The organism is Faecalicatena contorta (assembly GCF_021531995.1).
Taxonomy (GTDB): Bacteria; Bacillota; Clostridia; order Lachnospirales; family Lachnospiraceae; genus Dorea_A; species Dorea_A contorta_A.
In genome coordinates this window covers 1-7,759 of the sequence record NZ_JAFBIZ010000124.1, presented here as the reverse complement: position 1 = coordinate 7,759, position 7,759 = coordinate 1, and the positions used below count along the sequence as shown (strand labels likewise).

10 protein-coding genes and 2 pseudogenes are annotated in these 7,759 nt (G+C 44.7%); all 12 read left to right on the top strand.

Features of this window, described 5'->3' with window-relative positions:
- Nucleotides 1–73: 73 nt before the first annotated feature.
- Nucleotides 74–460 (top strand): annotated as a pseudogene (locus JQM82_RS13330) (ATP-dependent Clp protease proteolytic subunit); the annotation flags it as partial.
- A 15-nt stretch (nucleotides 461–475) separates the two neighbouring features.
- Complete coding sequence (locus tag JQM82_RS13325; RefSeq protein ID WP_235250866.1) at nucleotides 476–1,696, top strand: phage major capsid protein; 1,221 nt, start codon at nucleotides 476–478, stop codon at nucleotides 1,694–1,696.
- Between the two features lie 60 nt (nucleotides 1,697–1,756).
- Nucleotides 1,757–2,035 (top strand): head-tail connector protein, encoded by a 279-nt coding sequence (locus tag JQM82_RS13320; RefSeq protein WP_154553336.1) that lies wholly within the window; start codon nucleotides 1,757–1,759, stop codon nucleotides 2,033–2,035.
- A 13-nt stretch (nucleotides 2,036–2,048) separates the two neighbouring features.
- On the top strand, nucleotides 2,049–2,390 hold the full coding sequence (locus JQM82_RS13315) for a phage head closure protein (RefSeq protein ID WP_235250865.1): 342 nt from the start codon (nucleotides 2,049–2,051) through the stop codon (nucleotides 2,388–2,390).
- Nucleotides 2,391–2,392: 2 nt separating this feature from the next.
- Nucleotides 2,393–2,773, top strand: coding sequence for an HK97 gp10 family phage protein (locus tag JQM82_RS13310; protein WP_235250864.1), 381 nt, complete (start codon nucleotides 2,393–2,395; stop codon nucleotides 2,771–2,773).
- Nucleotides 2,770–3,099, top strand: a complete 330-nt coding sequence (locus JQM82_RS13305; protein WP_235250863.1) for a hypothetical protein — start codon at nucleotides 2,770–2,772, stop codon at nucleotides 3,097–3,099. Before JQM82_RS13310 ends, JQM82_RS13305 begins: the two co-directional genes overlap by 4 nt.
- A gap of 14 nt (nucleotides 3,100–3,113) precedes the next feature.
- On the top strand, nucleotides 3,114–3,698 hold the full coding sequence (locus JQM82_RS13300; RefSeq protein WP_235250862.1) for a major tail protein: 585 nt from the start codon (nucleotides 3,114–3,116) through the stop codon (nucleotides 3,696–3,698).
- 69 nt (nucleotides 3,699–3,767) lie between these two features.
- Complete coding sequence (locus tag JQM82_RS13295) at nucleotides 3,768–4,145, top strand: hypothetical protein (protein WP_004058559.1); 378 nt, start codon at nucleotides 3,768–3,770, stop codon at nucleotides 4,143–4,145.
- Nucleotides 4,142–4,315 carry a hypothetical protein gene (locus JQM82_RS13290; RefSeq protein WP_235250861.1) on the top strand — a complete coding sequence of 58 codons (174 nt, stop codon included), beginning with the start codon at nucleotides 4,142–4,144 and terminating at the stop codon, nucleotides 4,313–4,315. Before JQM82_RS13295 ends, JQM82_RS13290 begins: the two co-directional genes overlap by 4 nt.
- A 122-nt stretch (nucleotides 4,316–4,437) precedes the next feature.
- A complete protein-coding gene (locus JQM82_RS13285) occupies nucleotides 4,438–4,803 on the top strand; it encodes an ACT domain-containing protein (protein WP_235250860.1) in 366 nt (121 codons plus the stop codon).
- Nucleotides 4,804–4,863: 60 nt separating this feature from the next.
- Nucleotides 4,864–5,430, top strand: a complete 567-nt coding sequence (locus JQM82_RS13280; RefSeq protein ID WP_235250859.1) for a GrpB family protein — start codon at nucleotides 4,864–4,866, stop codon at nucleotides 5,428–5,430.
- A 130-nt stretch (nucleotides 5,431–5,560) separates the two neighbouring features.
- Nucleotides 5,561–7,600: pseudogene (locus JQM82_RS13275) on the top strand (phage tail tape measure protein); the annotation flags it as partial.
- Nucleotides 7,601–7,759 lie beyond the last annotated feature (159 nt).

Below are 7,759 nucleotides of genomic sequence, written 5' to 3'. Positions count from 1 at the left end.
ATAGATACCATAATACACATTTTATATATATAGGGGATTTTTGAGGTAATAAGAACATGAGAGAAAAGACAGTAGAATCGGAGATTCTGAGGAAATGAAGAAAGCGGTGAAGATGCTGGATGAAGTGAAGGAATCCATTATGAATGCTTATGAGATCAAGACAGGTCTTGCAAGAGACAAGATTTCAAAGCTTATGGATGCTGAGAGCTGGTTCAATGCGAAAAAAGCAGTCGAGCTTGGCTTTGCAGATAAGATTCTGTTCAGCGATGGACAGGGTGATGTAACTAATGATGCTGGTGAGGGAATGGCTGTTAGTGATGAGATGAGTGCTCCTGTGATGTTTTCAAGACAGGCGGTTATGAATTCCATGCTTTCCAAACTGATTCCACCTAAGAAACCAGTAGAGAAGCGTACTCCGGTAGAGCAGCTGGAGAAGAGACTTAGATTGTTATCACATTAAGGGAGGAAACGAACAATGAGTAAGATTTTAGAACTGAGAGAGAAAAGAGCAAAGGCATGGGATGCTGCAAAGCAGTTTCTGGATGCCAAGAGAGGCGCAGACGGTATGCTCTCCGAGGAAGATACTGCGACCTATGACAAGATGGAACAGGATGTTATGAATCTTGGTAAGGAGATTGAGAGACTGGAGAGACAGGTTGCCATTGATGCAGAACTTTCCAAGGCTACCAGCACTCCGCTTACCGGTAAGCCTGGTGCTAAGATGGGAAAAGATGAAACCGAAAAGACAGGACGTGCTTCTGATGAGTATAAGGGTTCGTTCTGGAATGCGATGAGAGTAAAGACTCCTATGCCTTCTGTACTCAATGCCCTTCAGGAAGGTACTGATTCTGAAGGCGGTTACCTTGTTCCTGATGAGTTTGAGAGAACTCTGGTGGAAGCACTTGAGGAAGAGAATGTATTCCGTACTCTTGCCCATGTGATCCGTACTTCCAGTGGTGATCGTAAGATTCCGGTTGTGGCATCCAAGGGTTCTGCAAGCTGGGTAGACGAAGAGGGTGCTTATCAGGAATCTGATGATGCATTCAGCCAGGTATCTATCGGTGCCTACAAGCTTGGTACCATGATTAAGGTTTCCGAGGAGCTTCTTGCTGACAGTGTCTTTGACCTTGAGGCATATATTTCCAAGGAATTTGCAAGACGTATCGGTGCAAGAGAGGAAGAGTCCTTCTTCAATGGCGATGGCAAAGGTAAGCCTCTTGGTATTCTTGCAGCAACCGGTGGTGCTGAAGTCGGTGTGACAGCTGCATCTGCAACTGCCATTACTGCAGATGAGGTGATTGACCTTTTCTACAGCCTGAAGGCGCCTTACCGTAAGAATGCGGTTTGGGTACTGAATGATGCGACTGTGAAGCAGATCCGTAAGCTTAAGGATACTACCGGTCAGTATTTATGGCAGCCTTCCCTGGTTGCCGGTACACCTGACACGATCCTTGGCAGACCTGTGAAGACTTCTGCATTCATGCCTACTGCGGCAGCCGGTGCAAAGACAATCGCCTTCGGTGATTTCAAGTATTACTGGATTGCAGACCGTCAGGGCAGAACCTTCAAGAAGCTGTCCGAGCTTTATGCTGCGAATGGTCAGGTGGGATTCATGGGAACTCAGAGAGTGGATGGTAAGCTTATCCTTCCTGAGGCTATCAAGGTTCTTCAGCAGAAGAGTGGTTCTTCATCCTAAGTAACTGGTGATTGTTGGGAGTCGTGAAATGCGGCTCCCTTTTGTGTGAGGTGATGTTTGATGGCAGTAGTTTCATTGGAAGAAATGAAGAATTATCTGCGGGTGGATTTCGATGACGATGATGCACTGCTTGAGGGCATCATTGTTCAGAGTCAGCAGATTTGTATGGATGTGGCAAGGTTTACAGACCGTGAAGAGTTTGAAAAACAGTCTGTGAGTAAGATTGCGGTCATGTATGCGGTGGCTTATCTTTATGAGCACCGTGAAGATGCAAACCATAAGACTTTGACACTTGGACTAAGGGCTTTGCTTTTTGGAATCAGAGAGCCTGGATTTTGATGGGAGGTAGCCGATGGACATTGGATTATTAAATGAGAAGGTTACGTTCCAGAAGAATACTGTGATTACCGATTCTATCGGAAATCATAAGAACGGTTGGGAAGATTTCTATACCTGTCATGCAACGATTGGCGGTGAGGGACTGGCAAGCTCCAAGGAAAAGGAAGAAGCTGGAACTATTGTTGAGGATGTGAGTATGACGGTAACTATCAGATATTGTCGAAAGGCATCGGAGATTGGTTCCACAACTCACAGGATTGTTTTCAGGGATGAAATCTATGATATCACGAATGTGGATCATATGAACTTCAAGAAGAAGAGTCTGAAATTCAGCTGCAGGAAAGTGAGGCGGTAAGCATGGCAACGGACAGATGCAGGATTGACCAGATGGCACATGTCATTATGGAAGGTTTGCAGGAATACGCTGACCTTGCGACAGAGGATATGAAGGCCGCTGTGAAGAAAGCAGGTAATAAAGCCAAAAGGGAAGTACAGGCAGGTGCTCCGGTTAAGACTGGGAAATATAAAAAGAGTTGGGCTGTAAAAACGACCAAGGAAAATGCAAATGCGATGGAAGTCACTGTGCATTCCAAGAATCGTTATCAGCTGGCACATCTGCTTGAATTTGGACATGCCAAGCGTGGTGGTGGCAGAACGAGAGCCTTTCCGCATATCGCGACCGCAGAAGCAGCTGCAGCTGAACTTTTGGTAAGAGAAGTGGAGGCGGCATTGAAATGACAATAGAAAATTTAGTGGAGATGCTGCAGAAGACTGGCATCCCTTTTGCCTATGACCATTTCGCAGAGGGAGAGAGCCCTGAGCCACCATTTATCTGTTATCTCCTGCCGGGCAGTAATAACTTTGCGGCAGATGGGAAGGTGTATTTCAGGATTAATCAGGTGAGGATTGAGCTTTACACGGACAGTAAGGATTTGTCTGTGGAGCGAAAAGTGGAAATGCTACTGGATGAGTCCGGTATTTTTTATAACAAGAGTGAAGTTTGGATCCAGAGTGAGAAGCTTTATGAGGTGCTTTATTCATTCGAGGTTCCTTTTTCAGATTAAGGAGGATTTTGATTATGGCTAAGAATAAGGTCAAATACAATCTTAAGAATGCACACTACGCAATGCTTAAGGTGGATGAAGAGGGTGTGGTTTCCTTCGATAAGCCTGTGGCATTGCCCGGTGCAGTTTCGATTTCTCTGGATGCCAATGGTGAGCCGGAGAACTTTTATGCAGATGGTACTGCGTATTATGTCATCAATAACAACATGGGTTATGATGGCGATTTGGAGCTTGCGATGATTCCGGAGGATTTCAGAGTGTCTGCTTTGAATGAGACTCTGGATGATAACAAGGTTCTGATTGAGGATGCGAATTCTGAGTTGAACAGATTTGCACTTCTTTTCGAGTTTGATGGAGATGTGAAGCACATCCGTCATGTCCTTTATAACTGCTCTGCAAGTAGACCAGGTATCGAGGGCAAGACAAACGAAGAGAGCAGGGAGGTACAGACGGAAACTCTTACCATCAAGGCAACACCGCTTCCTTCCGGTGTGGTTAAGGCTAAGACCGGTAATGAAACAGACAGTACGGTTTATGCCGATTGGTACAAGGCGGTTTACATGCCAACCATTACCGGTGTGAACACAAATGTAGAATGATAAGTTTGATGGGCTGGGACAGAAATGTCCTGGCTCTTTTACTTTATTTTGAAAGTGAGGACTTTGATTATGAGTATGGTTAAGAATATCGAAATTGATGGAAAGCAGGTGCCTTTTAGAGCAAGTGCTGCGATTCCGAGAATATACAGAATGAAGTTCCAGAGGGATATCTACAAGGATTTGGCGTCTTTGGAGAAGGCGATTGACAGCAACACTGAGGAAGTAAGCAACCTTGATTTGTTCTCTTTGGAGATGTTTGAAAATATTGCATATGTTATGGCAAAGCATGCAGACCCGAGTATTCCTGATACACCGGAAGAGTGGCTGGATGATTTTAATACATTCAGTATTTATCAGGTGCTTCCAAAGATTATAGAGCTTTGGGGATTGAATGTCAGATCGGATGCAGAGGCTAAAAAAAACTTCGTGCAACAGACCGTCCGATGACAACACCGTTGTTCCTGTTAAGGTGCGTCCAGTTGGGGATTAGTATTCGTGACTTGGATTTACTTACAATTGGAATGGTGAATGATATGTATGTGGAGAGCGGAAATGATCAAGATGCCGACAAAAATTACAGTGTGCTGGCTACACAGGCTGATTTTAACCGGTTTTAGAAGGGAGGTTTTTACTCTTCGTTCAATACATTTTGGATGACAGACGGAAATGATGTTGATATAATAATCTGTGAGATTATGTCTATGTTACAATTTGAAGTATGCGAAGGAGAAGTAAACCAATGGAATTAAAGATAATTCCTCATAAAATGACTGTTTGTAAGGTATCGAATATTTCTGATATAGACATTACCGCCGATTTTTACTTTATTGGGAGAACTGATGAAGAATTATCGTTGGTGTGTAAAACGGAAGATGCACCACAGAATACGATTGAACGTGATGATGACTGGAGAGGTTTTCGTATTCAGGGAGTCCTTGATTTTTCGTTGATTGGAATTCTGTCAAAATTATCCGGCATTCTTGCAGAACATCAAATAGGAATCTTTGCGGTATCAACATATAACACGGATTATATTCTTGTTAAAGAAGAAAGTTTTGAACGAGCTTTGAACGTACTGAGTTCTGAGGGATACACGATAGCGTAACTTTCAGTAGGCCGGTGTGTTTATCTGAGAGATGAATTTTAATTTGTGGAGGATTTGACGATGGGAAAGGAACTGTCGGAAATGACGCTGGCCGAATTGTGGGAATTGTTTCCCATCTTTCTTGTTCAGCACGATGATAAGTGGAAAAACTACTACAAGGAGATTGAAGCCTCAATAATGGACCTGTTGCCAGATTATCCTGTTGAAAGGATTAGTCACATTGGAAGTACAGCGATACAGGGCATATGGGCGAAGAACATTGTTGATGTGATGGTTGAGATTTCTGAAAAAGCCGACATGGAAGAACTGGCACATGTTATGGAGCGGAATGGTTTTATCGGAATGTCCGCTGAAACAAACCGGATTTCACTCAATAAAGGGTATACCAAAGAAGGCTTTGCGGATAAGGTTTATCACATTCATCTCAGATACACCGGAGATAATGATGAACTGTATTTCCGCGACTATCTGAACGAGCATCCGCAGGTCGCAAAGGATTATGAATCTTTGAAGCTGGAATTATGGAAGAAATATGAACATGACAGAGACGCATATACCGATGCAAAGACTGAGTTCATTCGCAAGTGGACAACAGAAGCCCGCAGAATATATGGCGACAGATACTGACAAATTCAGGTTGTAGGGATAAATGAATATAGCTTATGAGTGGCATCGGTGAAATATCCGGTGCCTTTGTTGTGTAAAGAGTCGAGAAATCGGCTCCTTTTTCTTGCCATAAAATGAAGGGAGGTTCGGTATGGCTGCATCGAGAATTAAAGGTATCACCATTGAAATCGGCGGCGATACCACGAAACTTCAAACAGCATTAAAGGGCGTTAATAACGAAATCAGAAATACGCAGGCACAACTTAAGGATGTGGAGAAGCTGCTTAAGCTGGATCCTGGTAATACAGAGCTTTTGGCGCAGAAGCATAAGCTGCTTGGGGATGCGGTTAAGGAGACCAAGGAAAAGCTGGAAACTTTGAAGACTGCCGCAGAGCAGGCGGAGAAAGCATTAAATGATGGAACGATTTCCAAGGATCAGTATGATGCTTTGCAAAGAGAGATTATTGAAACTGAGAATGAACTAAAGAGACTGGAAGAGCAGGCGAACCAGTCAGCTACGGCGTTGCAGAAGATCTCTGCGACGGGTGAGAAGTTAAAGGATGTAGGCAGCAACATTGAGGGAGCAGGAAAAAAGCTTCTTCCGGTTACGGCTACCGTGACTGCTCTTGGTACTGCTTCTGTGAAGACTGCGGCTGATTTTGAAACTGCCATGAGTAAGGTGGCGGCGGTATCCGGTGCAAGCGGAAAAGAGTTGGAAGACCTGACTGCCAAGGCCAGGGAGATGGGAAGCAAGACGAAGTTCTCTGCATCGGAAGCGGCTGAGGCTATGAATTATATGGCAATGGCTGGCTGGAAGACAGAGGATATGCTTTCCGGTATTGAAGGCGTTATGAATCTGGCGGCTGCTTCAGGGGAAGATTTGGCGACAACTTCTGATATCGTGACAGATGCACTGACTGCCTTTGGATTGTCGGCTCAGGATTCCGGGCACTTTGCAGATGTACTTGCGGCGGCTTCCAGTAATGCGAACACCAATGTATCGATGATGGGCGAGACTTTTAAGTACTGTGCACCGATTGTCGGTGCTTTGGGGTTCTCTGTGGAGGATACAGCGGAAGCCATTGGTCTGATGGCGAATGCAGGTATCAAGTCTACCCAAGCTGGTACGTCCCTTCGAACCATTATGACAAATCTTTCCGGTGAGGTTAAGATTTGTGGGGAAAATATTGGTGAGGTAACAGTTGCCACCACCAATGCGGATGGTTCCATGAGGGATTTGTCAGATATTCTGGCTGACTGCAGAACTGCCTTTAATGGCTTGTCAGAATCGGAGAAGGCTGCGGCTGCAGAGAGTCTTGTTGGAAAGAATGCTATGTCCGGATTCCTTGCACTTATGAATGCAGGAGAGGCAGACATAGCAAAGCTCTCAGGAGCGATAGATAACTGTAACGGTGCTGCGCAGAGTATGGCAGACACCATGAATAATAACCTGGAAGGTCAGCTCACCATACTGAAATCTCAGTTGCAGGAGCTGGCCATTTCTTTTGGGGAAATTCTGTTACCGGTGGTAAAGAAGATTGTGGGTTGGGTGCAGGGATTTATTGATGTGCTAAACAGTCTGCCGGACGGTGTAAAGGAAACCATTGTGACGGTTGCACTGATTGCGGCGGCGCTGGGCCCGGTACTGATCATTATTGGCAAAACCATTACGGCAGTGGGTACGATTATGACCATTGTGCCAAAGGTTGTGGGTGTGATTAAGGCAGTGAAGACTGCATTTCTGGCACTGAATGCGACCATGCTTGCCAATCCGATTGTTCTGATTATTGCAGCTATTGCGGCCTTGGTGGCGGCGTTTATCTATCTTTGGAATAATTGTGATGAGTTCCGGCAGTTCTGGATTGATTTGTGGGACAGCATAAAGGCGATTGCGGTTGCAGTCTGGGAAGCCTTGAAGGAATTCTTTGTGGCTGCCTGGGAGTTTATCAAGACTACAGCGGAAACGGTTTGGAATGCTTTGGCTGGATTTTTTACCGGGCTTTGGGAAGGAATTAAGAATACCTTTACTACCGTTGTGAATGCAATCAGTAACTTCCTTAGTACGATGTGGAATACAATTAAGTCTGTGGCTGAGACAATCTGGAATGCGATTTCCACCTTCTTTACGACCATCTGGAATGGAATCAAGACCGTGGTGACTACGGTTGTTACGGCAATCAGTACCTTCTTTGCCACAATGTCAAGTGGTGAATTCAAAATGGCAGGGGGCGTTGCAAAATAGATGAGTAATCATCTATGGAGCATCGCTCTCTTTTTGTGTCTGAAAACAGAAAACGGACTCCGAAGAGTCCGTCAATCATGGTATAATAAGTTATGACGAGTAACTTAA